Source organism: Martinezella rhizogenes (assembly GCF_027460065.1).
Taxonomy (GTDB): Bacteria; Pseudomonadota; Alphaproteobacteria; order Rhizobiales; family Rhizobiaceae; genus Agrobacterium; species Agrobacterium rhizogenes_C.
On sequence record NZ_JAPYZZ010000004.1, the window covers coordinates 143,532 to 168,601 of the forward strand.

Consider the following 25,070-nt stretch of genomic DNA (forward strand, 5'->3'; position numbering starts at 1 on the left):
GAGGGCAAGGAGGAAGAGAATGTCTGGACAGGCGTGGCTGATTTTCTGTGCAGCATGTGCCGTTGTGTTCGCACTTCCCTCTCCCCTTGTATTCTCCGTCGCCTCTTATGCCGCCATCCGCGGCAAAAAGACGATCTTCGCCTCCGTCAGTGGCGGTGCGCTCGGCATCGTCACGGCCATGACGATTTCCGCCATTCCGGTGGCCGGTCTCGTCTATCTGCCGCAATCTTTCTTGGAAATCGTACAATGGGCAGGCATCGGCTGGCTGATGCTGTTCATGTTGTGGACCTTTGCCACGCCTGCAGCCCAGGCGGCCAATGCTGACAATGACAATCTGCCGGGCAAATCCTGGAGCGGCATTTTCCGCGATTGCTACGCCATCGCCGCCCTGCGCCCGCGCTATTTCTCTTTCTTCCTGGCGCTGTTGCCGCAATTCGTTTCCACCACGGGCAATGCCGTTGAAACGCTCGCCATGGCGCAGGCCGCGATCCTTGTTCTGACATGTGTGATTCTAGCCGCGCAGGCGATGTTCGCCGGCCAGACACTGGCGCTGGTGCGCCGCATGTCCGGCGATAAAAAAATCCGGCCGAAATACCGCACCCACTTCATTTCCGGCCGCGCCGTCAGTGCCGGATACAGGCGCATCGCGGCCTGAAAATCGGCCTTAAAGCGGGTGCGATACCTCCCCGCTTGCCGCTTTCCTTACAATAGGTTAATGAAGGCGCGACGGGACACTGCCTGCTTCGCTTGACGCGGGGGTATCGAGAGACAGGCATAACGAAGGCGGCAACATGCGAAATTCGGGCAAATTCCGCGGAAGAAGTGCACTTCTTCTGTCTTCCACCGTGGGTCTGGCACTGGCATTGAGCGCTTGCACCAGCGTCGAATACACCGCGAAGGAAGGGCCGAACGGCCCGAAAATTGCAACGGTCACCCCCACCACTCCGGGCCAGACATCGACGCAGCCGGCAACGGCTGAAGCCACAGCGGGCGCTACCACGACCGCAACGGCAGTTCAGACCGCCGAAGTCTCTTCTCCAGCAGCAGCACTTCCCACTGCCGTCGCCGTCAAGGGCGGACGCGTGGCGCTGCCACCTGCCTCCGAAATCGCAGCCGCAGCAGCCATCGCCACACACATGCAGCAGCCGACCGAAGTGGCTGGAGCCGCAACGACGACAGCCGCGCCGACCGCGGCCACGGCACTTGCACCGACACATGCGACGCCGGCGGCAGTAGCCATCGAAACGGCGAACGCGGCGGCAAAACCGACCATGCACAATGCTGCCGTCGATCTGCCGCAGGTGGCTGCCGTCAAGGGCAGCTTCCCGGCCGCGCCGCCACCACCCGGTTCGCCGTCCATCGGCACCGAACTGACGGCGGAACGGAAAGTCATCCCGCTGCCGAAACCGGACAGCACCGTTCTCGCTTATGCCGCCGGCCCGACCAATGCCGCGCTTGCCGCGATTCGCCGGAACGAATCAATGACGGCACCGCTCAGAACAGCACCGGCAGGACGCGAAAAGCTGAGCGGCCTGATTACCAAATACGCCACCATGTATGATGTGCCGGAGGATCTGGTTCACCGTGTGGTGCAGCGCGAAAGCCGCTACAATCCCGGCGCCTATAGCCGCGGCAATTTCGGCCTGATGCAGATCCGGCATGCCACGGCCCGTTCCCTGGGCTTCGATGGCCCCGCCTCCGGCCTGTTCGATGCCGAAACCAATCTCAAATACGCCGTCAAATATCTGCGCGGCGCATGGGTTGTGGCGGGTAACGACCGTGACAATGCTGTCCGGCTTTATGCGCGCGGTTATTATTACGATGCCAAGCGCAAGGGCATGCTACACGTTCTGCGGAACTGACGGCCTTTCTGCCTATGCTGGGAAAGCCGCGCAGCTCAGCGGCTTTCTGAAAATGGTGCTACTCCCTTTCTGTCGTCCTCCTTGGGCTTTCCCCAAGGATTTAAACATGCCGAAAAATCGAACCGTTACAAATCCTCGGAACAAACCCGAAGATAATGTCTGCGTGGTGCCGCGACCACTTCGCCTTCCAGCGAGGCCGCTGTTATCTGATGCTCCGCTCGGCCGGCGCGAGCGGTTTTCCAAGGGTCTTTTCTTTTCCCTGTCTCCGCCAGCAACCCCTGTCATCAAACTGTAGCGTGGCGGCTGTAGACGCCTCTCAATCGACTGAGAGGTGAACATATGACGAGTGCGGCACCCAAGACCGGCTTCAGCAAAAACACAAAACTGAAGTCCGCATTGCTCCAGCACAAGGCACTCTCCAAAAGCGGCCTGTCCGAGCGGTTCTTCGGCGTCCTCTTTTCCGGCCTCGTCTATCCGCAGATCTGGGAAGACCCTGAGATCGACATGGAAGCGATGGAGCTTGGCGAAGGCCACCGCATCGTCACCATCGGCTCCGGCGGCTGCAACATGCTGGCCTATCTCTCACGCAACCCTGATAGCATCGATGTGGTGGACCTCAACCCGCATCACATCGCGCTGAACAAGCTGAAGCTCGCCGCCTTCCGCCATCTGCCTGCCCATCAGGATGTGGTACGTCACTTCGGCCGCGCCGGCACCCGCAGCAACAGCATCGGTTACGACCGCTTCATCGCCGAGCATCTTGACGCCACGACCAAGGCCTATTGGTCGAAGCGCACCCTGTCCGGCCGCCGCCGCATTTCGGTGTTCGACAGGAACATCTACCGTACCGGCCTGCTCGGCCGTTTCATCGGTGCCGGCCATCTGATGGCCCGCCTGCACGGCGTGAAGCTCACCGAAATGGCCAAGACACGGACGATGGACGAACAGCGCCAGTTTTTTGACAGCAAGGTCGCGCCACTGTTCGACAAGCCGGTGGTGCGCTGGCTGACAAAGCGCAAGAGCTCGCTTTTCGGCCTCGGCATTCCGCCACGCCAGTATGACGAACTGGCAAGCCTTTCCAGCGACGGCACGGTTGCCTCCGTCCTCAAGGAGCGTCTGGAAAAGCTTGCCTGCAACTTCCCGCTCAGCGACAATTATTTCGCCTGGCAGGCCTTTGCGCGCCGTTATCCCGAGCCGCATGAGGGCGCCCTGCCCGCCTATCTCAAGTCGGAATATTACGAAACGATCCGCAACAACACCGCGCGCGTCGCCGTACATCACGCAACCTATACCGAGCTGCTTTCCCGCAAGCCCGCAAGTGGCGTCGACCGCTATATCCTGCTCGATGCGCAGGACTGGATGACGGATGTGCAGCTCAACGAGTTGTGGTCGCAGATCAGCCGCACCGCCGCACCAGGTGCGCGCGTCATCTTCCGCACCGCGGCCGAAAAGAGCGTCATCGAAGGCCGGCTCTCCCCTGATATCCGCAACCAGTGGGTCTATCTCGAAGAGCGCTCCAACGAGCTCAACGCCATGGACCGCTCGGCCATTTATGGCGGCTTCCATATCTACCAGAGGGCTATGGCATGAAAACCATCGGCGAGAATGTGGGCCTTGCAGACAGCGCGCATGCGGGCTTGATGGACCGCATGTATCGCCACCAGCGGCATATCTACGATATCACCCGCAAATATTATCTTCTCGGCCGTGACCGGACCATTTCCGGCCTCGACGTGCCAAAGGGTGGCACGCTGCTGGAAATCGGCTGCGGCACCGGCCGCAACCTGCTGCTGGCCAGCCGCAGATTTCCCGACGCCAAGCTCTTCGGCCTCGATATATCAGCCGAAATGCTGCTGACCGCATCCGAAAATTTTGCCGGCAAAGCCGAGCGACCCATTCTGCGTGTCGCCGACGCCACCGCCTTCCGTGCTTCGGAATTCGGCCAGCCCGATGGCTTCGACCGCGTCATGATCCCTTATGCGCTGTCGATGATACCGGACTGGGAAAAGGCGATCGAACAGGCGCTTACGGCGCTGAAACCCGGCGGTTCGCTGCATATCGTCGATTTCGGCCAGCAGGAGCAATTGCCGAAGTGGTTCCGCACCCTCCTGCAAGCCTGGCTCACCCGCTTTCACGTTACGCCCCGCGCCAATCTCCGCTACGTTCTCGCCAATATGGCCGGCCGTTTCGACGGTAATCTCGATTTCGAAGAAATCGCGAGGGGTTATGCATGGCGGGCTGTGATCACGCTTCCGGTTGTTGAAGCACAGCAGCCGAAAATCCACCGCATATTGGCCGACGCCTGATTCCTGGCGGATTGCGAAGCGCGGCCGACCGCATCGGGCACCGCCTTCAAGGCCTCTGCCGGGCCAAATCTCCGCACTAAACCCGCAAATCGCTTAAAATCCAGCGACTTGCGAGGTGCAAAAAACGCCCTGCCCCTTGCCATATCGATTTGTTTACCATGTTATGGGTAAATCGGGAGATGCGGCGCATCGTTTTGCGGCCGCGGAATGGGCAACAATAATCATCAGGGTTCCAATGCGGCTGCGTTTTTCGGCACTATTGTCGGCTTTGCTGTTGATCGGCGGCTGCACCTCCACCAGTTACGACCTGCTGGAAACTGCATCCGTTTCCAAGCCGAAGTTCTCCGATACCGACCCGCAGGATTTCGGCGTCAACAACCCGCACCGCCATGATATCCACGGCATCGACGTGTCCAAATGGAATGGCGATGTCGACTGGCAAACGGTGCGCAAATCCGGCGTTTCCTTCGTTTTCATCAAGGCAACGGAAGGATCGGATCGGATCGATCCAAAATTCGGCGATCATTGGCGCAGTGCGGCCTCGGCGAATATTCTGCATGCGCCCTACCACTTCTATTATTTCTGCTCGACGGCGGACGCCCAGGCCGACTGGTTCATCAGCAACGTGCCGAAGGAAGCCGTCACCCTGCCACCGGTTCTCGACGTGGAATGGAATCCTTCTTCCCCGACCTGCAAGACGCGCCCTGCCCCCGGCGTCGTGCGCGCCGAAATGCAGCGTTTCCTCGATCGCCTTGAGGCCCATTACGGCAAGCGCCCGATCATCTATACCTCGGTCGATTTCCACCGTGACAATCTCGTCGGCCAGTTCAAGAATTACCATTTCTGGGTGCGTTCCGTCGCCGCCCATCCGGCCAAGATTTACGAAGACCGGCAATGGGCCTTCTGGCAATATACCGCAACCGGCGTCGTGCCCGGCGTCAACGGCCCCACCGACATCAATGTTTTTGCCGGAAGTGAGAAAAACTGGCGGAAATGGATTGCTTCGGCCAAATAAGGCGACCAAGAAGCAACACTTTCGAAAAATCGGCGTTGTTCTGCAACGCCAGATCGTTCGGTCCGTTTTTTTGTCGCAAACATATGGGTAAAGCGGGCCAACAACCTATCGAGGAAATTCCCCATGCCCACCTTCCGGTCGCGCAGCATCGTTTTTGCCGCCGCTTTGTCGCTTCTCTCCACCGGCTCCGCACTCGCCACGCCGCCCGTCGCCTCGCCTGACGATCCCAAGCAGGTTGCCTGCGGCGGTGATCTCGGTGCGTTCCTCGAGGGCGTGAAAGCCGATGCGCTCGCCAAGGGCATCCCCGCCGACGCAATCCAGAAGGCGCTTGCCGGCGCGCAGATCGACCCGAAAGTGCTCTCGCGTGACCGCGCCCAGGGCGTCTTCCGACAGACCTTCCTGGAATTCTCCCAGCGCACCGTCAGCCAGGCGCGTCTCGATATCGGTCGCAAGAAGCTGCAGGAACTCTCCTCCACCTTCGCGCGCGCCGAAAGTGAATATGGCGTACCGGCCGGCGTCATAGCCGCCTTCTGGGCCATGGAAACCGATTTCGGCGCCGTGCAGGGCGATTTCAACACCCGTAACGCGCTGGTGACCCTGTCGCATGATTGCCGCCGCCCGGAACTCTTCCGCCCGCAGCTGCTGGCGCTGATCGAAATGGTCCAGCACGGCGATCTCGATCCTGCTGCCAATACGGGTGCATGGGCCGGCGAAATCGGCCAGGTGCAGATGCTGCCCAAGGACATCATCGCTTTCGGCGTCGATGGTGATGGCGACGGCCATATCAACGTCAAGAGCAGTGCGCCCGACGCCATCCTGACGGCTGCGAAATTCATCCAGCATCTCGGTTTCAAGAAGGGCGAACCCTGGATTCAGGAAGTCTCCCTGCCCGAAAACCTGCCCTGGGATAAATCCGGCCTTGGCGGCCCGCTGACGGCTGGCGAGTGGTTCGCGCTCGGCGTCACCCCGCGCGATGGCAACAGGAACTTCGCCTCCCTGCCTGCCGCCCTCATCATGCCGCAGGGCCGCAAGGGGCCGACCTTCATCACCTATCCGAACTTCAACATCTATCTGGAATGGAACCAGTCGTTCATCTACACGACCTCGGCTGCCTATTTCGCCAACCGTCTGATGGGCTCGCCCGTCTACGAGAAGGGCAACCCGGATCCCGGCTTCGATGATGCCACCATGAAGCAGCTGCAGACCAAGCTCGAAGCCCGTGGCCACAATGTCGGCAAGGTTGATGGCATTCTCGGTTCGGGCACCCGCGTCGCCATCCAGAAGGAACAGCAGCGCCTCGGACTGCCCGCGGATGGTTGGCCGACGGCGGCTCTTTTGCAGGCGCTTTAACACCTCTTAACGGCGCTCTCCGGCCCTTAATCTGTCGGCCGGAATCAAGGCAGAAATCGTTAATCTCGACCGGATGACTGGGGATAACACCCCGGTCATTTACTTTTTTTAAACTTATGAAGCACTGCGTGATAGCGAAATAATCTTTTATTTTCAATAAATTACAGAAAACACTTTTTTACGGTGCGCAAAGCCGTGCTGCACCGCATCACAAAAACCGCTTTTCAACTGCCACAAAACGGTCATATTATCGAACCTGTCAACAACAGGAGGCACCCATGGGACTTACAAAATCTCTCAATGCCTTGGCAGTCGGTTTGGCGTTTTTGTTCGTAGCGATGATGCTTTTCATCTGACGCGACGTGAAGACCAAACGCAGTTAAGAACCGTAGATGACACGAATTTAAAAAGCGCAGGGCCTTAAGGGACCTGCGCTTTTTTCATGGCGGTAATCTGCTCTCCGGCGTCAGGCAGCGCTGCGGCGCAGGCGCTCCAGCCCGAGGTTTTCCAGCACCGCGTCGACCAGCGGAGCGCGGTTCATGGTGTATAGGTGGAACTCGTTGAAACCACGCCGCTGCAGATCGGCGATCTGCTCGGCTGCAACCGCAGCGGCCACGCGGGCACGCCCTTCCAGATCCTCGTCATAGCCTTCGAAACGTTCATCCAGAAATCCGGGAACGCTGGTGCCGCAGCGGCCGGCGAAACGCTTGAGCTGGGTCAGGTTCTGGATCGGCATGATGCCCGGAACCACCGGAATGGTGATGCCCGCGGCCGTCACGCGCTCCATGTAGCGTTCAAACACGTCATTATCGAAAAAGAACTGCGTCAGCGCCCGCGTCGCACCATTGTCGGCCTTGCGCTTCAGCATGTCGATATCGACTGCCTCGCTTGCGCTTTCAGGGTGTTTTTCCGGATAGGCGGAAACGGAAATCTCGAAATCGCCGATCTCGCGCAGCCCCTTCACCAGCGCTGCGGCGTTCTCGTAACCTTCGGGATGCGGCTGGTAAGCCGTGCCGATGCCGGTTGAGGGATCGCCACGCAGCGCCACGAAATGGCGAACGCCGGCGTTGCGAAACTCTTCGATGACCTGATGCACGTCGTCACGGCTGGCATCGACGCAGGTCAGATGCGCGGCGGTTGGCAGATGGCTGTCACCGATCATCCGGCGCACGGCATCCAGCGTCGGCGCTTTGGTGGAACCACCAGCGCCATAAGTGACGGACACGAAATCCGGGTTCCACTTCTTCAGCTCCGCAACCGTTTCCCAGAGCTGGGCGTCCATCTCGGCGTTCTTCGGCGGGAAAAATTCGAAAGACAACCGGATATCGCCATCACGGCGTGCGGTTTCAGACCTCAACATATCATGCCCTCCCGGAGCGAAGTAAAACCGCCTCTTGCGCCACATCGTCTGCCATCAGCAGCCGCTGGTCGCGGGCAACCCATATCGTCACGTCCAGAGCCTCGTCGGACGCTTTCTCAGAATGAAGATCGACAGCGCGCTCCAGAGACAGCCCGGCCTTCTTCAGCCATTCTTCCATCAGCGGATGCGAAAAGCCGAGCCGCACATGCGCGTGTTCATCGCGCAGATATTCGAAGGAATGCGGCGCAAGATCGATGACAATCAACCGCCCACCCGGCCGCAGCATGCGCGCGGCTTCGGAGAGCGCGATTTCCGGCTGGTCGAGGAAATGCAGGACCTGATGGATGACGATCAGATCGAAATCCTGTCCCTCCAGCGGCAGGTTGAGAATATCGCCATGGCGCACGGATGCATTGCCCACGCCCGCCTTGTCGAGATTGGCGCGTGCCACCGAGAGCATGTCGCGGCTGGCATCGACGCCGATCGCACGGCGGTAGATACCGCTCAGAAGCTGGAGGATGCGGCCGGTGCCGGTGCCGAGATCAAGAAGCGAATCGATCCGCGTTGTGCCTACCAGCTTCAACAGCGCGCCTTCCACGGCCTCGTCGCTGACATGCAGGCGGCGCAGCTCGTCCCAGGCGGAGGCGTTACGGCTGAAATAATCCTGCGCCCGCTCCGCCCGCACCCGCTTGACGGTGGCAAGACGTTCGCTGTCACGCTGGAGAACGGCGTCAGAGGGCGATGCGGCGCCAAGCAATTGCCGGACGACAACGGCGGGCTCACCATCCTGCCGCAGCCGGAAATAGGCCCAGGCGCCTTCCTGATACCGCTCGATCAGCCCCTCTTCCGTCAAAAGCTTGAGGTGGCGGGAGATGCGCGGCTGCGACTGGCCGAGAATTTCTGTAAGGTCAGTAACGGTCAGATCACCGGCGGACAGAAGCGCCAGCAAACGGAAGCGCGTCGGCTCACCCGCCGCCTTCAGAAGATCCACCAATTTGTCCAGACCGAACGCCACTTTGCCGCGCCTCGCACACTAATCAAGATATAAAGATATCTTTATGTCGATGTCGCATTCGATGCAAGCGCAAAGTGTCATGCGCCGTCTTCAAGTCGAATTATTGCACGAGAAAAGGCCCGCTTTGCGGCGGGCCTTTCTGAAACGATGTGGGAAAAGGATCAGCGCGTCAGGCGCTTGTAGCTCACCCGGCCGGGCTTGATGCTTTCCGGGCCGAGGCGGCGGACCTTGTCCTTTTCATAGTCTTCGAAGTTGCCTTCGAACCATTCCACGTGGCTGTCGCCCTCGAAGGCGAGGATGTGGGTAGCCAGACGGTCAAGGAACATGCGGTCGTGGCTGATGATAACGGCGCAACCGGCGAAGGCTTCCAGCGCTTCTTCAAGCGCCGCCAGCGTTTCCGTATCAAGGTCGTTGGTCGGTTCGTCGAGCAGCAGAACGTTGCCGCCGGCCTTCAGCATCTTGGCGAGGTGGACGCGGTTACGCTGACCACCCGAGAGATTGCCGACCTTCTGCTGCTGATCGCCGCCCTTGAAGTTGAAGGCGCCGCAATAGGCGCGCGAGTTCACTTCGAACTTGCCAAGCTTGATGATGTCGTTGCCGCCGGAGATTTCCTCCCACACGGTCTTGTCACCCGCCAGCGTGTCACGGCTCTGGTCGACGTAACCGAGGTGCACGGTCTCGCCAACGGTCACCGAACCGCTATCTGGCTGTTCCTGACCGGTGATCATGCGGAACAGGGTGGTCTTACCAGCACCGTTCGGGCCGATGACACCGACGATGCCACCCGGAGGCAACTTGAAGGTGAGGTTTTCGATCAGCACCCGATCACCGTAGGACTTGGTGAGGTTTTCCGCTTCGATCACGACACGGCCCAGACGCTCGGCGACGGGGATGACGATCTGCGCGTCGCCGGGACGGCGATTTTCAGCGGCTTCCACCAGCTCGTCATAAGCGCGGATACGCGCCTTGGATTTCGTCTGGCGAGCCTTGGGGCTGGAAGCGATCCACTCCTGTTCGCGGCTGATGGCCTTCTGACGCGAGGCGTCTTCGCGGGCTTCCTGCTGCATACGCTTGGCTTTTGCCTGCAGATAGGCGGAATAGTTGCCTTCGTAAGGAATGCCGCGGCCACGGTCGAGCTCGAGAATCCAGCCGGTCACGTTGTCGAGGAAGTAGCGATCGTGGGTAATCATCATCACGGCGCCGGGATAGTCGCGCAGGTGCTTTTCGAGCCAGGCGATGGTTTCGGCGTCCAGATGGTTGGTCGGTTCGTCGAGCAGCAACAGGTCAGGCTGCGAAAGCAAGAGCTTGCAAAGCGCCACACGGCGGCGCTCACCACCCGAAAGGCCGGTTACAGCAGAATCGCCGGGCGGGCAACGCAGCGCATCCATGGCCATTTCGACCTGATTTTCCAGATCCCACAGGTTCTGGCTGTCGATCATGTCCTGGAGCTTTGCGCCCTCATCCGCCGTTTCGTCGGAATAGTTCATCATCAATTCGTTGTAGCGGTCAACGATCGCCGTCTTGCTCGCCACGCCTTCCATGACGTTTTCCATCACGGTCTTGTTCTCGTCGAGCTTCGGCTCCTGCTCGAGATAACCGAGCGTCGCACCTTCGGCGAGCCAGGCTTCACCGGTATATTCCTTGTCGAGGCCGGCCATGATTTTCAGAACGGTCGACTTACCGGCGCCGTTCGGGCCGAGAATACCGATCTTGGCATCGGGGTAGAAGGAGAGATGGACGTTCTCCAGAACCTTCTTCGCGCCATAGGACTTGTTCAGCCCAGCCATGTGATAGATGAATTGACGTGCCATTGTAGCGAATGCTCCACATCGGATTTTAAAGAGTACGTATCGGGAAATTTGCCGCTATGTAGGGTAAATAGGACCTTGGGGCAACCTCTGGCACGATTATGACCCCATGATTATGACAAGCTGCGTGATGAGACGATGGGTGCGATGATGAATGAGACGACCGATAACTTCGCGTTCAGCCAGATCCAGAGGCTGGAAGCCCCTTCCGGCGCATCGATCGCCTTCCGTCATCAGCCTTCCGCCCTATCCCCCGCCCGTGGCGTGCTGATGATCTGCCACGGCCTCGTCGAGCACGCCGGCCGCTATCGCCGTTTTGCCGATGTCATGGCGAAACAGGGTTTCGAGGTCTATGCCCATGATCATCGCGGCCACGGCCGCACCAAAGCGGCGGATGCGCCTCTCGGCCGTTTCGCCTGGAAGGACGGCGCGGAAAAGGTCGTTGCCGATGTCATGGCGATGCGTGTGATGGTCGGTGAAAGACATCCCGGCCTGGCAACGATCCTGTTCGGCCACTCCATGGGCGGTCTCGTGGCGCTCAACGCTGCCGTCAGCAACCCGGATGCCTTCGATGGCGTATCGATCTGGAATTCCAATCTTAATCCCGGCGTCATGGGCCGTATCGCGCAGGTCGTGCTCCGGCTTGAAAAGATGCTGAAGGGATCGGACGTGCCAAGCGCCATCCTGCCGAAGGCGACCTTCCGCGCCTGGAATGCAAAAATGCCGGAAAAACGCACCCATGCCGACTGGCTGAGCCACGACAAGGCGGCGGTGGATGCCTATGTGGAGGATCCGCTCTGCCAGTTCGAGGCCAGCGTCTCCCTTTGGCAGGACGTCTTCGAACTCTCCTATCGCGCGCCAAAACTCATCGAGCGCCTGCCGAAGACCTTGCCGCTTCTCCTCGTCAGCGGCGATCAGGATGCCGCCACCAATGACGGCAGGGAGATCGTGTGGCTGGCCGAGCGTTTCCGCCAGGCGGGCTTCAGCCATGTCGAACACACGATCTACAAGGGAATGCGGCACGAGACGCTGAACGAGATCGGCTGGCAAGCCGTGGCGGCGGATTTCGCCGCCTGGTGCGGCCGGGTCGTCAAAGACTGAAGGCGTCTTTGCCGAAACGGAATAAGTCCATGAGATAAAATCACATGCGGCGCGGCAAGCAGCGGTCTATAAACCGGCAAGCAGAAAATCCCGGGGGACAGATGACCGACATGCCGAACAGGAAACCGCCGCTCTCAGGCATTCGCGTCATTGAGCTTGCGCGTGTTCTGGCCGGTCCCTGGGCGGGGCAGATGCTGGCCGATATGGGCGCTGACGTCATCAAGGTGGAAAACCCCGAAGGGGGCGACGATACCCGCGCATGGGGCCCGCCCTTCGTTGAAGGGGCTGATGGAGAGAACCTGTCCGCCGCCTATTACCACGCCACCAATCGTGGCAAACGCTCCATCGTCGCCGATCTGAAAACGCCCGAAGGCTGCGCGCTGGTGCGCCGGCTGGTCCGCACCGCCGATGTCGTGATCGAGAACTTCAAGCGCGGCGGGCTTGCCAAATACGGCCTCGATTACGAGAGCCTGAGGGTGCTCAATCCGAAGCTGATCTATTGCTCCATCACCGGCTTCGGCCAGACCGGGCCCTATGCCGATTTTGCCGGTTATGATTATATCGTGCAGGGCATGTCGGGTTTCATGTCGATTACGGGCGAACCGGACGGCCAGCCGATGAAGGCCGGCGTGGCTGTCGCCGATATCTTCACCGGCATCTATTCCGTGTCAGCCATTCAGGCGGCGCTGATCCACGCCATGCGATCAGGCGAAGGCCAGCATATCGACATGGCGCTTCTCGATGTGCAATCGGCCGTGCTCGCTAACCAGAACATGAATTATCTGATCTCAGGCAAGCCGCCCGTCCGGCTCGGCAATGCCCATCCGAATATTTCCCCCTATGAGGTGGTGCCAACGGCCGATGGCTTCCTGATCCTCGCGGTTGGCAATGACGGCCAGTTCCGCCGCCTCTGCAATATCCTCGGCATAGGCGCGATCGCCGATGACGAACGTTACGCGACAAACAAGGCGCGTGTGGCGCATAAGGTCGAAATGCGGCAGATCGTTTCCACCGAAACGCTGAAATGGAACAAGCGCGATCTCCTGACCGCCTGCGAAACGAATGCCGTGCCGGCCGGACCGATCAATTCCATTGAGGAAATGTTCGCCGATCCACAGGTTCAGGCACGCGGCCTGCGCGTTGATCTCAAGGCTCAGGATGGCACAGTCATCCCCGGGGTACGCACACCGATTATAATGTCACAGACGCCGCTGCACTATGAACGCCCGAGCCCGAAGCTCGGCGAACATCAGGCGCAGGTGCTGGCCGAACTGGAAACTATCGAAAGGACCACGACGCCATGAAGGCAGGAATGAAAAGAACAGGTGGCCAACTGATCGTCGAAGCGCTGAAGGCCAATGGCGTCTCCCGCGTTTCCTGCGTTCCGGGCGAAAGCTATCTGGCGGTGCTGGATGCGCTTTATGAAAGCGGCATCGAAACCGTCGTCTGCCGCCAGGAAGGTGGCGCCGCCATGATGGCCGACACATGGGGCCGCCTGACCGGCGAACCCGGCATCTGCATGGTGACCCGTGGTCCGGGCGCAACCAATGCCTCGGCCGGCCTGCATATCGCACGGCAGGACTCCATTCCGATGATCCTGTTCATCGGCCAGGTACAGCGCGAAGCCCGCGAGCGCGAAGCCTTTCAGGAAGTGGAATATCGCCGCGCCTTCACCGAATTCGCCAAATGGGTGGGCGAGATCGACGATGCGCGCCGCATCCCCGAATTCGTCACTCGTGCGTTTGTCGTCGCCACCTCCGGCCGCCCCGGCCCGGTGGTGCTGACGCTGCCCGAAGACATGCTGGTGGAAGAGGTCGAAGCGCCCGAGGCAAAGCCCTACACGCCCGTCGAAGCGCATCCCGGTCCGTCACAGATTGCCGCCTTCGCGAAAATGCTGGGCGAGGCAAAACGACCGATCTTCATTATCGGCGGCACGCGCTGGTCCGAGGAAAGCGTGGCGAGCTTCAGGGCATTTGCCGAAAACCACAAGTTGCCCGTCGGCTGTTCCTTCCGCCGCCAGATGCTGTTCGATCATCTGAGCCCTTCCTATGCGGGCGATGTCGGCATCGGCATCAACCCGGCGCTGGCAAAGGAGATCAAGGAATCCGATCTCGTGATCCTGCTGGGCGGCCGCCTCTCGGAAATGCCGTCCTCCGGTTATACGCTGCTCGACATCCCCTACCCGTCGCAGAAACTCGTTCACATCTACCCGGAAGCCGAAGAGCTTGGCCGCGTTTACCGTCCCGATCTCGCGATCTGCGCCGCGCCGGATGATTTCGTCGCCGCCCTCTCCTCCATCTCGCTTCCGGCAAACGCCGCATGGGCCGATCGCACGGCCGCCATACACGCGGCTTACCTCAACTGGTCCACGCCGCCGCAGACCGGCCCCGGCCCGGTGCAGATGGGTCCGATCATGGACTGGATCGAGGCCAATGTGCCTGATGATGCCATCTTCACCAATGGCGCCGGCAATTACGCCACCTGGCTGCACCGCTTCCACCGTTTCCGCCGCTACAACACCCAATCGGCGCCAACCTCCGGCTCGATGGGTTATGGCCTGCCGGCGGCGGTTGCCGCCAAGCATCTGTTCCCGGAGCGGGAGGTGATCTGCTTTGCCGGTGACGGCTGCTTCATGATGCATGGGCAGGAATTTATCACTGCCGTGCGTTATGGCCTGCCGATCATCACCGTGCTGGTCAACAATGGCACCTATGGCACGATCCGCATGCATCAGGAGCGGGAATATCCTGGCCGTGTCAGCGGCACCGATCTCGTCAATCCGGATTTCAACGCTTTTGCCAAGGCCTATGGCGGCCATGGCGAAACGGTGGAAAGAACGCAAGACTTCGCCGCTGCCTTCGAGCGGGCGCGCGCAAGCGGCAAGCCAGCCATCATCGAAGTGAAACTGGACCCGGAAGCGATCACGCCGACGCGCACGCTGACACAGATCAGGACAAAAAGCTGACATGACGCATGGACATGCCTCCGGCATGGTATAAATCCTGACGCTCGCTTGACGTCATCCTCGGGCTTGTCCCGAGGATCCAACCACGTCGCGTTAAATCGATCGGTTGCAGATGCTCGGGACAGGCCCGAGCATGACGTGGAGAGGTTTTACGCTTCTCTCAGCATCCACTAACTCAGGATACGACATGCCGGACCTTGCCCCTCCCGTCATCACCCCACGCGGCGCGAAGATCGAGCCCTCGGCCGGCGCACCTTTCGAGGCCGTGCGCGTGGCCCGCGATGTGCTGCATACATCCCGCACGGCAGCGCTCGCCACGCTCGACCCGGTCAGCGGCTATCCCTATACGACCGCCACCAACATCGGCATCGAGCCGGATGGCACGCCGTTCTTCTTTGCGGCAGGTCTGACTCTGCACGCCCGCAATATGGAGGTCGACCCGCGCATCTCGCTGACGCTCGCGCCCTTCGGCAAGGGCGATGCGCTGACGCTGCCGCGGTTGACGCTGGTGGGGAAAGCGGAGCAAATCGGTCCGGATGAAGTGCCGCTTGCGAGACAGCGCTACATCGACCGCTACCCAAAGGCGAAACTTTACCTCTCGCTTCCCGATACCCGTCTTTACCGGCTGAGGACGGAAGGCGTGCAGATCAATGGCGGCCCGGCCCGCAACGCCAGCAACATCACGCCCGCTGATCTGCGCACCGATCTCTCAGGCGCGGCGGAACTGATGGCTGCGACTGAAAGCGAAGCGGCCCGCCTCAACGCCATCAAGGGCGAAGCGTCTCGGTTGGCAGTTCTCGCCGGCGCAAAGGCCGGCCGCTGGGCGATCACCTCCATCAACCCGGACGGTATCGATCTCGCCTCGGCCAGCGATCTGGCGCGGCTATGGTTTGCGGAGCGGGTGGAGACGTTGAAGCAGTTTGAGAAGGCGCTTGCTTTGCTTCTGAAATGAAAGGCGCAAACGATTCACGAACCTGGGACAATCGTCTCTCTTCCGTCGTGCTCGGGCCTGTCCCGAGCATCTGCTACCTATCAATTTGCGATACGTGATTGGATACTCGGGACAAGCCCGAAGATGACGAAAAGCGCGTTTCGAATTTCCCATCAAAAAAGGCCGGGCCGCTTCCGCGACCCGGCCTTTCTCACAAATCAGTCCCTTGCTCAGAGAGCAGCGGTCACGATGAATTCAACCTTGTAGTCCGGCGTTGCCAGCGCTGCTTCGCTGGTGGCGCGAGCCGGCGGGTTTGCCGGGTCGATCCAGCCTTCCCAGACGGCGTTCATTTCGCCGAAGGTGGACATGTCGGAGAGGTAGATGATGGTCTGAAGGATCTTCGACTTGTCGGAACCGGCAGCGGCCAGCAGGCGATCGACTTCAGCGAGAGCCGACTTGCTCTGTTCGGTCACGCCGGTGCCTTCGCCAACCTGGCCAGCCAGATAAACGGTGTTGCCGTGAACGACGGCGCCGCTCATGCGCTTGCCCGGCTCGATACGCTTGATGGTCATGGAAAACTCCTGTTGATTGGCATTAAAAATCGAAGATGCGCGGAAAATCAGCCGCGCAGGTGATGGGTCTTTTCGTAGATCGCCGTGGAGCGCGCGCCGGAACGGCAATAACCGAGCATCGGGCGCTGCAATTCGTCAAGTGCATCCACCATGCCGGAAACGGCATCCGCATCGACGCCGTAACGGCCGACAGGCACGTGCATGATGGTAAGCCCGAGCTGCTCGGCGCGCTCAGCGATATCGGCGAAAAGCGGCTGGCCGTCTTCTTCGCCGTCAGGGCGATGGCAGACGATCGACTTGAAGCCGAGTGCCTTGACCTCGTCAAGATCAGCAACGCTGATCTGTCCCGTTACCGAATATTCGTCGTCAATGCGCCTGATATCCATGTCATGCCTCCGCTGGCCGTCATCTTGAAATCCGCATCCGATGTAAGCGGTGAAAACCCCTGCGTCAATGACGGGACATCTTCATTCGGTACGGCTCAGAGGATGGAAAAGCGCAGGCCGAAGGAACGGCTCTCACCCGGCTGGAGAATATTGAACTCGCCGGCCGCCTCCAGCTCCCGGCGCCCCACCCAGCGATGCGAAACCGGTTCGATACCAAGCACATTGGCCGGGTCCTGCTGGTTGCGCCACATCTGCAGATAGGGCAAGGTCCCGGTGCGAAAACCGACCGTCAGCGTCTTGCCCCCGATCGCCGCAATCGGCCCGAGCTTCAGTTCCGCCCACTCGTTCTTACCGGCGGAGACGCAGAAGACATTGCCCGGCTCCTCGCCAAACCGCCAGCCATGGCCTCCACCATCCAGCATCGCACCTTCCAGCCGCACGGCATCGTCAAACAGGCGGGCACCGATATTCATATGATACATCAGGAACACCGGGATCGGCCGCCCCGACATATTGACGATCCTGTCATCGAGGCTGACTTCGCCGCTTTCACCATCGATACGCCATGCCCGCTCGAGAAGCGCTGCACCGCCATCGGCAAGCTTCACGGGAACCTCAACGCGCGCCAGCGCATTGGTCTCATGAACGTCGAAGGCGATGATGGTCGCGGGATGTGAGGAAAAGGAGCCATGCAAGGGATACCGGCGCCCCTCGCCGTCACCATAGATCGGCTCGGGATGGCGGATATGATCGGGACCGCAGGTGAAGAGAAAGCCTTCGAGCGAGTGGTCGATGCGCGCATCGCCATCGTCGGGAATGGCGCGGCCGGGCGCGATATCGATGCCGTCAACGACACACGAGCCAATATCGAAAACGGAGGTTTCATCGAGGAAAATGCGTGGCGATCTGCCGGCCTGAAACGAACGCAAGATAACCTCCCTGTGGCAGTAAAAACGCATGGATCACGGAAACGCTACTAGTCGTGACGGAAATTAAGATTGCATTAACCGCGAATTCACCTTTTTCACAATAGGGTCAAGATTAGCGTGTGTTTATCGGTGACGAAGCAAGGGATAGCAGAATCGTGAAACATTTTCTTAACGCCGCTCTGGGTCTGACGGTCGCACTGGCGTCAGTTTTCGCGCCGCTACAGGCGGGCGCGCAGCAGCGTTATGGCGACCAACAGCAGACCATGCTGGTTACACCGGATGGTCGTGTTCTCGACTTCATGCCCGAGCGTGGCGATATCGTCATCAGCCGTGACACGATGGGCCGCACGGTATTTTACGACCGCTACGGCAACCTCCTGGCTACCGAAATGCCCTCAGGCTATCAGCAGCGGCAGCAGGCGCGTCAGCAGCAGGACACCACCTATTATCCGCCCGCTCCCGGCGGCCAGTATCGCGAGCCGCAGCGCGACTATGGCTATCAGGACAATGGCAGCGTGCGCGACTACCGCGAATATCGCGGTGATGGCTCCGACGACAATGTCTATACCGGCTCCGTTCCCGCCCCCGGCGCGGTTGAAAGCGGGCCACTTGGCCAGCCGATGCCGGGCGAAAGCACCACGGCCGCCGTTCCGCAGCCGGAGCACCTGATAGAGCGCCACACGCCGGTAACGACGCCGGTCAACCGCTCGCGCCAGGAAATCGTTGCCCTCCAGACCTTCCTCGATCGCGAGGGCATCTCGCCCGGCGTCATCGATGGCAAAATGGGTGATAACGTCAACAAGGCGATTGCCGCCTGGCAGGACATGACCGGCGAAAAGCTCGATCCGAACAATTCCGACGATATTCTGGAACGCCTGCGCGCTTCCGGCGGCATGCCGATCGTGGAGTATACGATCACCGCCGCCGATGCCGCCGGCCCCTATGTCGCCTCCATCCCCGACGATTATGCCGCAAAATCGCAGCTGCCGGCGCTCTCCTTCACATCGACGACGGAAGCGCTGGCAGAGCGGTTCCACATGGATGAAAACTACCTGAAAGAGCTTAACCTGGGTATCGATTTCACCATACCCGGCACCATCATCAAGGTGGTTAATCCCGGCGAACCGAAAAAGGGCCAGGTCGCCCGCATCGTTGCCCATAAGGGCATCAAGCAGGTCTTCGCTTACGATCAGGGCGGTAATCTCATTGCCGCCTACCCCGCCACCATCGGCTCCACGGATACGCCTTCACCGAGCGGCACGCATACGGTCGAGCGCGTCGCGCTCAATCCTGGCTACACCTATAATCCGAAGATCAATTTCAAGCAGGGCCAGAACGACAAGATCCTGCAAATTCCGCCGGGTCCGAACGGCCCGGTCGGTACGGTCTGGATCGCCCTGTCGAAGCCGACCTACGGTATTCACGGCACACCGGAACCGTCCAAGATCGGCAAGACCAACAGCCACGGCTGTATCCGCCTGACCAACTGGGATGCCACCGAACTGGCAAAAATGGTCCGCCCCGGCGTCGTGGTCGAATTTGCGGAATAAAGCGATCGCAAGAAAAAAGAAAAACCCGGCGGATCATGATCCGCCGGGCTCTTCGTTGATAGGGCTTTATCCGCGCTTTTCCGTAAGGAAGTACAGCAGTGCCGCTACCGGCAGGGCAAAACCAATCCACGAGGCGGCCTGCCATTCACCGACCGCATAGGCCCAGCCACCTACGGCGGAACCGATCGCGCCGCCCATGAAAAATGTCGCCATATAGATGCCGTTCAGGCGGCTGCGGAACTCCGCTCCAAGTGTGAAGATCGCCCGTTGGCCGATCACCAGATTGGTGGTGACGCCGAAATCCAGAACGATTGCGGCAACGACGAGAATGGCGAGCGCCAGATGTGAGCCTTCAGGCGCCAGATGTGTGACAGCGAAGGAAAGCGCCACCGACACCAGCGCAAAGAGCGTGGCCACGCGGGTCCAGCCACGATCTGCCATCCGCCCGGAAATCGGCGCGGCCACGGTGCCGGCTGCGCCCGCCAGTGCGAAGAGCGCGATCTCACCCTGGCTGAGATTAAAATGCGGTCCGCTCAGATAAAGCGGCGTCGTTGTCCAGAACAGGCTGAAGGCGGCAAAGAGGAAAGCATGGTAGATCGCCCGCCGCCGCAGGATCGGCGTGTGGAGGGCAAGCCTGCCCATCGAAGCCATCAACGCGCCATAGCTCAGCCGCGCTTCGGGCATACGGGCGGGCAGAAGCCGAAAAAGCACCACGGCAAGAAGAGCCATGACGGCCGCGGACGTCAAAAAGACGCCACGCCAGGAAACCACTTCCGACAGCAGGCTGGAGACCGGCCGCGCCAGCATGATGCCGGCCATCAGCCCGCTCATGACATTGCCGACCACGCGCCCGCGAATGGCGTGCGGCGCCATATGCGCGGCATAGGGAACGATGACCTGCACCGCCACGGAACTGACGCCAACCAAGAAGGCCGCGATCAGGAAGGGCGCCGCATGCGGGGCAAACGCCGCGGCGACGAGCGAAAACACCGCCATCGAGACCGAACTGACCACCAGCTTGCGGTTTTCGATGAGATCACCGAGCGGCACGACGAACAGCAGACCGATACCATAACCGATCTGCGTCAGCGTCACGATCAGGCCAGTGGCGCCTGCGGAAAGACCGAGTTCCGCCCCGATGATACCGGCAAGCGGCTGGCCATAATAAAGATTGGCTGCAATCAGCCCGCAGGCTGTCGCCAGCAAAAAGGTCAGAGCCGGGGAAATGGATGTTGCCTCAACATCCTCCCCTTCAATTACACGCGTCGTCATCATTTTCTCCAATATGGAAACAAATGTTTCCTAAATATTCACAAAATTACGCGGCAAGCCTCATGGCGATATGCACCACGGCAACCATGTCTTTCAGGCTGCGCCCGGTTTTCCCCACCACGCGCATGCCGTACATCATGCAAAGCATCGCCCGGGCGAGATCATCCGGGTCGGCCTTCGACTGCACTGAACCATCCTTCTGTCCTTCGGTGATGATACGGGCGACAATCCGCTCCCTCGCCTTCACCGCCCGCTCGACCACGACGGCAATGTCGTCGTCCAGGGCAGCCAGATCGGCGGCGGCACCAACCACCAGACACCCGTCCGAGCCCACACCGCCATGCGATCGTTCGGCATAAAACATCAGCCCGGCTCTCAGACGCTCATAACCGGTATCGAAACCAGCTACCGCCGCCTCGAAACGCTCGGTCTGCACGATCCTGTAGCGTTCCATCGTGGCGATGAAGATGGCTTTCTTGTCCTTGAAAGCCTTGTAAAGACTGCCCTGCGCCAGCTCCATCGCATCGGTAAGGTCACCGACGGAGGTGGCGTGATAACCGCGCCGCGAAAAAACGCGGATCGCCCCATCGAGCGCACGGTCGACGTCAAACTCGCGCGGCCTGCCGCGATGGCGCTGTTCCGGTGAATTGGTATGGTTGATATTGCTCATGGCCGGAATATAGGAAACGATCATTTCCAAATCAAGCGAAAAACGCTCGCCATGAGGAGGCGATGGGAAGCGCCTCATAACGACGCCTCTCCTCAGCAATTTGTGGGGTGCCAATTTCATCTAACCTCGGCAACGTTGCTGCAACCAGCCGGAAATCTCGACGGGGGGTCAGGCAGCCTTGCGCGTCACGAGACGTGCTAGGTGAGCAACGCGCCTCGGAAGTCTTTTCGGCAGGAGGTTGATGACTTCCTCGGCAAAGGCCGTCGCGTTTTCGACCGCCTTGTCGATATTGCTGACCTTCTTGCAGTCCAGACAAAGGAGCGTGCCGCCATAGTCGAAAATATCACGATAGGCCGCCCGCTCGACAATCGCCGTGTTGAGAACGGAGACGTTCTTTTCGGCGAGCAGCATCTTGACGAGCAGCAGCGACCGCGTCGCCACCATGGCATTGACCCGCGTCAGCACGATGGAGTGGGCGATCGCCTTGCCCATCCTGCGGTTCAGGAATTCGATGTGATCGAGAACTTCGGCCGCACCGCGCGCATCCATGGCAGAGCCCTGAACCGGGATCAGCACATGATCGGAAATACCGAGCGCCATGGTCAGAAGCGGTGTTTTCGCACCCGGCAGGTCGATGATGAAACAGTCGGTATTGGCTCTGTTTTCGCGAATATGGCCCTCGAGTGAGGCCATCGTCACATGCGAAATCACCGAGAGATTTTCGATCTCGCCTGATAATTCCTGCCAGCGGGAAATCCACAATTGCGGATCGGCATCCAGAACCGTCACGCGGTGGCCGCTGCGGGCCAGTTCGGTTGCCAGAAGCAGCACGGCCGTGGTTTTCCCGGCCCCGCCCTTGGTATTGGCAAAAGTGATGACTGACATGATGCCCCCCTATTGGTCAGAGCCATTTCATGCTCATTCACGCACCGACGCCTTCATGGTGCTTTCCACAATCTTAACGAACAGGGTTAATAAAACACTAAGAACGGTTATCCCGCGCAACAAAAAGCCCGCGATTTGTAACGCGGGCTTCTTCCAGTTCGGTAGATTACGTCAGCTTGCGGCAGGAACCCACATCGTCCGCCCGCAGCCGGCCGGCTTTGAGATCCTCATATTTGGGCAGGTTCAGCGAACCGCCCAGCCTTTTCTCAACGGTATTGCGATCAAGCGAAATCATGCGCCCGGCACTAGTGAAGGACACCATGCCATTCTTTCCGGAATAGGCCATGGTCGCGCGCATCTCGCAAAAATAGCGGTCGGAACCTTTAGACAGGTTCCAGCCTCGAATTCCCGCCTTGTTGCTCGAGAGGGCTCCAACTTTATAGCCCTGCCCTGAAAGTTCCTTAAAAGAAGCAGCCTGCACAACGACGGGCGACCCCAACAACGCCACCGCGATCAGTGACGAAAAAAGTGAGAATCTCGCAGTCACTCTGCCCACCCTTTAAAAGCAATCCTCGAACAACTTCCTGGTATTTTCCAGCGTCATCGGCACCGGATTGCCGCCGCAGCTCGGATCCTTGATCGCTTCTGCCGCAAGCTCGTCGATACGATCCGGCTTGATGCCCATGGCGGTCAGGTTTTCCGGCACGCCGAGTTCCCTGCGAAGTTCCAGCACGTAATCATAGAAGCCGTCAAAACCGCCGGAAATGCCGAGATAGGCGGCCGCGCGGGCAATCTTGTCCTCGATGGCAGGGCGGTTGAAGCGCAGCACCGCCGGCATGACAACGGCATTGGTCATGCCGTGATGGGTGTTGTAGACCGCGCCGATCGGGTGCGAGAGCGAGTGGATGGCGCCGAGACCCTTCTGGAAGGCAACCGCCCCCATCGCCGCCGCCGCCATCATATTGGTGCGGGCTTCGATATCCGTGCCGTCCTTATAGGCACGCGGCAGGAATTCCTTGACGAGCCGCAGCCCCTCCAGCGCCACACCGGCACTCATCGGATGGAAGAACGGTGACGAGTAGGCTTCGAGGCAATGGGCAAAGGCATCCATGCCCGTGCCGGCCGTGATGACCTTCGGCATGCCAACCGTCAGTTCCGGATCGCAGATGACGACGCCGGGCAACAGCTTCGGATGGAAGATGATCTTCTTCACATGCGTCTGCGAATTGGTGATGACGCTGGCGCGGCCGACTTCCGAACCGGTGCCAGCCGTCGTCGGAACGGCGACGATGGGCGCGATCTTGGAAGCATCCGCCCGGGTCCACCAGTCGCCGATATCCTCGAAATCCCAGACCGGGCGGGTCTGCCCGGCCATGAAGGCAATGGTCTTACCCAGATCAAGGCCAGAGCCGCCGCCGAAGGCGACGACGCCATCATGGCCGCCATCGCGATAGGCTTTCACACCGGCTTCCATGTTGATCTCGTTGGGGTTCGGATCGACCTCGGCGAAGATCGCCCGGCCGAGGCCCGCCTCTTCCAGCACGTCGAGCGCATGCGCGGTGATCGCCATATTGGCAAGGCCGCGATCCGTCACGAGAAGCGGCTTCTTGATGCCAAGCGTCTTGCAGGCTTCCGCCAGTTCCTTGATCCGGCCACGGCCAAGCTTGACGGCGGTGGGGTAGCTCCAGTTGGCGACGATATTCATTTCGTGACTTTCTTCAGATGGTAGGATTTCGGGCGGGTCAGGTTCTGGAAACCGAGGACGGAAAGTGAACCGCCACGGCCGGTTTCCTTCACACCGGTCCAGCAAAGCGCCGGATCCAGATAATCGGCGCGGTTCATGAACACGGTTCCGGTTTCGATTTCCCGGCCGATCCGGGCAGCCCGCGCCGCATCCTGCGTCCACAGCGAAGCCGTGAGGCCATATTTGCTGTCATTCATCAGGGCGATGGCTTCGTCGTCATTTTTGACCTTCATGATGCCGATGGCAGGGCCGAAGGTTTCTTCGGTCATGAATTCCATGGAATGATCGACATTGACGAGGATCTGCGGCGCGACATAGGCAGTCTCGCCATCGTCAGCGGGGAAAAGCGTCGGATCGACCAGCGCTTTGGCGCCCTTCGAAACCGCGTCGGCAAGCTGCGCCCGCACCACCTTGGCGAAACGTTTGTTGGCCATCGGCCCAAGCGTCGTTTCCTGTTCCAGCGGATTGCCGAGCTTGTAGTTCGAAACCCACGCCACCGACTTCTCGACGAATTCGTCATAGAGGTTTTCGTTGACGTAGATGCGCTCGATACCGCAGCAGCATTGCCCGGAATTATAAGTGCCGCCATCCATCAGCGTATCGACGGCGGCGTCGAGATCGGCGTCCTCCATCACATAACCGGGATCCTTGCCGCCGAGTTCAAGCCCGAGGCCGGTAAAGGTGCCGGCAGCGGCGCGTTCGATGGCGCGGCCGCCTTCCACCGAACCGGTGAAATTGACGAAGTTGAACAGGCCCTCGGAAATCAGCGCCGAGGTTGTGCTATGATCAAGGAAGACATTGATGAAGACATCCTCAGGCACGCCAGCCTCGACGAAAGCCCTCACCATGCGCTCACCGACCAGCAGCGTCTGCGCCGCATGTTTGATGACGACAGTATTGCCGGCCATCAAAGCGGGCGCGACCGTGTTGATCGCCGTCATGTAGGGATAGTTCCACGGCGCGATGACGAAAACGACGCCATGCGCCTCGCGCTCGATACGGCGTTCGAAATTGCCGCTTTCCTCGATGACGAGCGGCGCCAGCGCATCGGCCGCAATCGACGCGACATAGTTGGAGCGCTCGTTGAAGCCCTTGAACTCGCCACCGTAACGAACCGGACGGCCCATCATATGCGCCAGTTCCGGCACGACTTCCGCCACCATTTCATTGAGGCGTGCGACACCCTTCAGAACCAGCTGAACGCGGTCCTCAAGCGGACGTCGCGCCCAGTCCTTTTGCGCCTTGCGCGCTTTCGAAACGGCGGCCCGCGCCGCCTCCAGCGACATCGCCTCGCGCTCGGCATAAACCGAGCCATCGATGGGCGAGATATTCTGGATCATGGTCATGAT

At 60.1% G+C, this 25,070-nt stretch carries 23 protein-coding genes; 11 read left to right on the forward strand and 12 right to left on the reverse strand.

Annotation, left to right across the window (positions count from 1 at the left end; genetic code table 11):
• Positions 1-19 precede the first annotated feature (19 nt).
• The 6 genes from O8B93_RS08850 to O8B93_RS08875 all read left to right on the forward strand — a co-directional run bounded on the left by O8B93_RS08850 (position 20) and on the right by O8B93_RS08875 (position 6,533).
• On the forward strand, positions 20-655 hold the full coding sequence (locus O8B93_RS08850) for a LysE family translocator (RefSeq protein ID WP_269709446.1): 636 nt from the start codon (positions 20-22) through the stop codon (positions 653-655).
• Between the two features lie 136 nt (positions 656-791).
• Entirely contained in the window at positions 792-1,862 is a 1,071-nt protein-coding gene (locus O8B93_RS08855) for a lytic transglycosylase domain-containing protein (RefSeq protein WP_269709447.1), read from the forward strand.
• Between the two features lie 339 nt (positions 1,863-2,201).
• A complete protein-coding gene (locus O8B93_RS08860) occupies positions 2,202-3,452 on the forward strand; it encodes a BtaA family protein (protein WP_269709448.1) in 1,251 nt (416 codons plus the stop codon).
• On the forward strand, positions 3,449-4,168 hold the full coding sequence (locus O8B93_RS08865; protein WP_269709449.1) for a class I SAM-dependent methyltransferase: 720 nt from the start codon (positions 3,449-3,451) through the stop codon (positions 4,166-4,168). Before O8B93_RS08860 ends, O8B93_RS08865 begins: the two co-directional genes overlap by 4 nt.
• Positions 4,169-4,403: 235 nt before the next feature.
• On the forward strand, positions 4,404-5,183 hold the full coding sequence (locus tag O8B93_RS08870) for a glycoside hydrolase family 25 protein (protein WP_269709450.1): 780 nt from the start codon (positions 4,404-4,406) through the stop codon (positions 5,181-5,183).
• Positions 5,184-5,306: 123 nt separating this feature from the next.
• Entirely contained in the window at positions 5,307-6,533 is a 1,227-nt protein-coding gene (locus O8B93_RS08875) for a lytic murein transglycosylase (protein ID WP_269709451.1), read from the forward strand.
• Positions 6,534-6,999: 466 nt separating this feature from the next.
• Here the strand turns inward: O8B93_RS08875 and metF are convergent, their stop codons facing one another.
• From metF to ettA, 3 genes are all read right to left on the reverse strand, one after another.
• Positions 7,000-7,893 (reverse strand): methylenetetrahydrofolate reductase [NAD(P)H], encoded by an 894-nt coding sequence (metF, locus tag O8B93_RS08880; RefSeq protein ID WP_269709452.1) that lies wholly within the window; start codon positions 7,891-7,893, stop codon positions 7,000-7,002.
• Position 7,894: 1 nt separating this feature from the next.
• Positions 7,895-8,908, reverse strand: coding sequence for an ArsR/SmtB family transcription factor (locus O8B93_RS08885; RefSeq protein WP_269709453.1), 1,014 nt, complete (start codon positions 8,906-8,908; stop codon positions 7,895-7,897).
• A gap of 161 nt (positions 8,909-9,069) precedes the next feature.
• On the reverse strand, positions 9,070-10,719 hold the full coding sequence (gene ettA / locus O8B93_RS08890; RefSeq protein WP_006310476.1) for an energy-dependent translational throttle protein EttA: 1,650 nt from the start codon (positions 10,717-10,719) through the stop codon (positions 9,070-9,072).
• Positions 10,720-10,866: 147 nt separating this feature from the next.
• On the opposite strand from ettA, the gene O8B93_RS08895 reads away from it, so the two are divergent.
• The 4 genes from O8B93_RS08895 to O8B93_RS08910 all read left to right on the forward strand — a co-directional run bounded on the left by O8B93_RS08895 (position 10,867) and on the right by O8B93_RS08910 (position 15,734).
• Positions 10,867-11,817, forward strand: coding sequence for an alpha/beta fold hydrolase (locus O8B93_RS08895; RefSeq protein WP_269709454.1), 951 nt, complete (start codon positions 10,867-10,869; stop codon positions 11,815-11,817).
• 101 nt (positions 11,818-11,918) lie between these two features.
• A complete protein-coding gene (gene caiB / locus O8B93_RS08900; RefSeq protein ID WP_269709455.1) occupies positions 11,919-13,121 on the forward strand; it encodes a succinate--glutarate CoA-transferase in 1,203 nt (400 codons plus the stop codon).
• Entirely contained in the window at positions 13,118-14,782 is a 1,665-nt protein-coding gene (locus O8B93_RS08905) for a thiamine pyrophosphate-binding protein (protein WP_269709456.1), read from the forward strand. Before caiB ends, O8B93_RS08905 begins: the two co-directional genes overlap by 4 nt.
• Before the next feature lie 187 nt (positions 14,783-14,969).
• Positions 14,970-15,734: a HugZ family pyridoxamine 5'-phosphate oxidase gene (locus O8B93_RS08910; protein WP_269709457.1), complete on the forward strand. Its 765-nt coding sequence runs from the start codon at positions 14,970-14,972 to the stop codon at positions 15,732-15,734.
• 209 nt (positions 15,735-15,943) lie between these two features.
• Here the strand turns inward: O8B93_RS08910 and O8B93_RS08915 are convergent, their stop codons facing one another.
• The 3 genes from O8B93_RS08915 to O8B93_RS08925 all read right to left on the reverse strand — a co-directional run bounded on the left by O8B93_RS08915 (position 15,944) and on the right by O8B93_RS08925 (position 17,600).
• Positions 15,944-16,285, reverse strand: a complete 342-nt coding sequence (locus O8B93_RS08915; protein WP_006310481.1) for a RidA family protein — start codon at positions 16,283-16,285, stop codon at positions 15,944-15,946.
• A gap of 47 nt (positions 16,286-16,332) precedes the next feature.
• Complete coding sequence (locus tag O8B93_RS08920) at positions 16,333-16,671, reverse strand: protein tyrosine phosphatase family protein (protein ID WP_045016804.1); 339 nt, start codon at positions 16,669-16,671, stop codon at positions 16,333-16,335.
• Between the two features lie 95 nt (positions 16,672-16,766).
• A complete protein-coding gene (locus O8B93_RS08925; protein WP_269709458.1) occupies positions 16,767-17,600 on the reverse strand; it encodes an aldose 1-epimerase family protein in 834 nt (277 codons plus the stop codon).
• Between the two features lie 155 nt (positions 17,601-17,755).
• Between O8B93_RS08925 and O8B93_RS08930 the strand changes: the two genes are divergently transcribed.
• Positions 17,756-19,150 carry a L,D-transpeptidase family protein gene (locus O8B93_RS08930; RefSeq protein WP_269709459.1) on the forward strand — a complete coding sequence of 465 codons (1,395 nt, stop codon included), beginning with the start codon at positions 17,756-17,758 and terminating at the stop codon, positions 19,148-19,150.
• 66 nt (positions 19,151-19,216) lie between these two features.
• Here O8B93_RS08930 and O8B93_RS08935 read toward each other — a convergent pair whose 3' ends face one another.
• The 6 genes from O8B93_RS08935 to O8B93_RS08960 all read right to left on the reverse strand — a co-directional run bounded on the left by O8B93_RS08935 (position 19,217) and on the right by O8B93_RS08960 (position 25,067).
• On the reverse strand, positions 19,217-20,422 hold the full coding sequence (locus O8B93_RS08935) for an MFS transporter (RefSeq protein WP_269709460.1): 1,206 nt from the start codon (positions 20,420-20,422) through the stop codon (positions 19,217-19,219).
• 46 nt (positions 20,423-20,468) lie between these two features.
• Positions 20,469-21,116: a TetR/AcrR family transcriptional regulator gene (locus O8B93_RS08940; protein WP_269709461.1), complete on the reverse strand. Its 648-nt coding sequence runs from the start codon at positions 21,114-21,116 to the stop codon at positions 20,469-20,471.
• Positions 21,117-21,260: 144 nt separating this feature from the next.
• Positions 21,261-21,977 (reverse strand): ParA family protein, encoded by a 717-nt coding sequence (locus O8B93_RS08945; protein ID WP_269709462.1) that lies wholly within the window; start codon positions 21,975-21,977, stop codon positions 21,261-21,263.
• A 166-nt stretch (positions 21,978-22,143) separates the two neighbouring features.
• Positions 22,144-22,524 (reverse strand): hypothetical protein, encoded by a 381-nt coding sequence (locus O8B93_RS08950; protein WP_269709463.1) that lies wholly within the window; start codon positions 22,522-22,524, stop codon positions 22,144-22,146.
• A gap of 12 nt (positions 22,525-22,536) precedes the next feature.
• Positions 22,537-23,682, reverse strand: a complete 1,146-nt coding sequence (locus O8B93_RS08955; RefSeq protein WP_269709464.1) for an iron-containing alcohol dehydrogenase — start codon at positions 23,680-23,682, stop codon at positions 22,537-22,539.
• Positions 23,679-25,067, reverse strand: a complete 1,389-nt coding sequence (locus tag O8B93_RS08960; RefSeq protein ID WP_269709465.1) for an aldehyde dehydrogenase family protein — start codon at positions 25,065-25,067, stop codon at positions 23,679-23,681. Before O8B93_RS08960 ends, O8B93_RS08955 begins: the two co-directional genes overlap by 4 nt.
• Positions 25,068-25,070: the final 3 nt, after the last annotated feature.

Bases quoted from the DNA above. Each gene is read 5' to 3' on its own strand.
- O8B93_RS08875 (WP_269709451.1), top strand. From the start codon at position 5,307: ATGCCCACCTTCCGGTCGCGCAGCATCGTTTTTGCCGCCGCTTTGTCG.
- ettA (WP_006310476.1), bottom strand. From the start codon at position 10,719: ATGGCACGTCAATTCATCTATCACATGGCTGGGCTGAACAAGTCCTAT.
- O8B93_RS08860 (WP_269709448.1), top strand. From the start codon at position 2,202: ATGACGAGTGCGGCACCCAAGACCGGCTTCAGCAAAAACACAAAACTG.
- O8B93_RS08855 (WP_269709447.1), top strand. From the start codon at position 792: ATGCGAAATTCGGGCAAATTCCGCGGAAGAAGTGCACTTCTTCTGTCT.
- O8B93_RS08935 (WP_269709460.1), bottom strand. From the start codon at position 20,422: ATGACGACGCGTGTAATTGAAGGGGAGGATGTTGAGGCAACATCCATT.
- O8B93_RS08895 (WP_269709454.1), top strand. From the start codon at position 10,867: ATGAATGAGACGACCGATAACTTCGCGTTCAGCCAGATCCAGAGGCTG.
- O8B93_RS08850 (WP_269709446.1), top strand. From the start codon at position 20: ATGTCTGGACAGGCGTGGCTGATTTTCTGTGCAGCATGTGCCGTTGTG.
- O8B93_RS08945 (WP_269709462.1), bottom strand. From the start codon at position 21,977: ATGTCAGTCATCACTTTTGCCAATACCAAGGGCGGGGCCGGGAAAACC.
- O8B93_RS08960 (WP_269709465.1), bottom strand. From the start codon at position 25,067: ATGACCATGATCCAGAATATCTCGCCCATCGATGGCTCGGTTTATGCC.
- O8B93_RS08940 (WP_269709461.1), bottom strand. From the start codon at position 21,116: ATGATCGTTTCCTATATTCCGGCCATGAGCAATATCAACCATACCAAT.
- O8B93_RS08915 (WP_006310481.1), bottom strand. From the start codon at position 16,285: ATGACCATCAAGCGTATCGAGCCGGGCAAGCGCATGAGCGGCGCCGTC.
- O8B93_RS08920 (WP_045016804.1), bottom strand. From the start codon at position 16,671: ATGGATATCAGGCGCATTGACGACGAATATTCGGTAACGGGACAGATC.
- O8B93_RS08865 (WP_269709449.1), top strand. From the start codon at position 3,449: ATGAAAACCATCGGCGAGAATGTGGGCCTTGCAGACAGCGCGCATGCG.
- O8B93_RS08870 (WP_269709450.1), top strand. From the start codon at position 4,404: ATGCGGCTGCGTTTTTCGGCACTATTGTCGGCTTTGCTGTTGATCGGC.
- O8B93_RS08910 (WP_269709457.1), top strand. From the start codon at position 14,970: ATGCCGGACCTTGCCCCTCCCGTCATCACCCCACGCGGCGCGAAGATC.
- O8B93_RS08955 (WP_269709464.1), bottom strand. From the start codon at position 23,682: ATGAATATCGTCGCCAACTGGAGCTACCCCACCGCCGTCAAGCTTGGC.
- O8B93_RS08905 (WP_269709456.1), top strand. From the start codon at position 13,118: ATGAAGGCAGGAATGAAAAGAACAGGTGGCCAACTGATCGTCGAAGCG.
- metF (WP_269709452.1), bottom strand. From the start codon at position 7,893: ATGTTGAGGTCTGAAACCGCACGCCGTGATGGCGATATCCGGTTGTCT.
- caiB (WP_269709455.1), top strand. From the start codon at position 11,919: ATGACCGACATGCCGAACAGGAAACCGCCGCTCTCAGGCATTCGCGTC.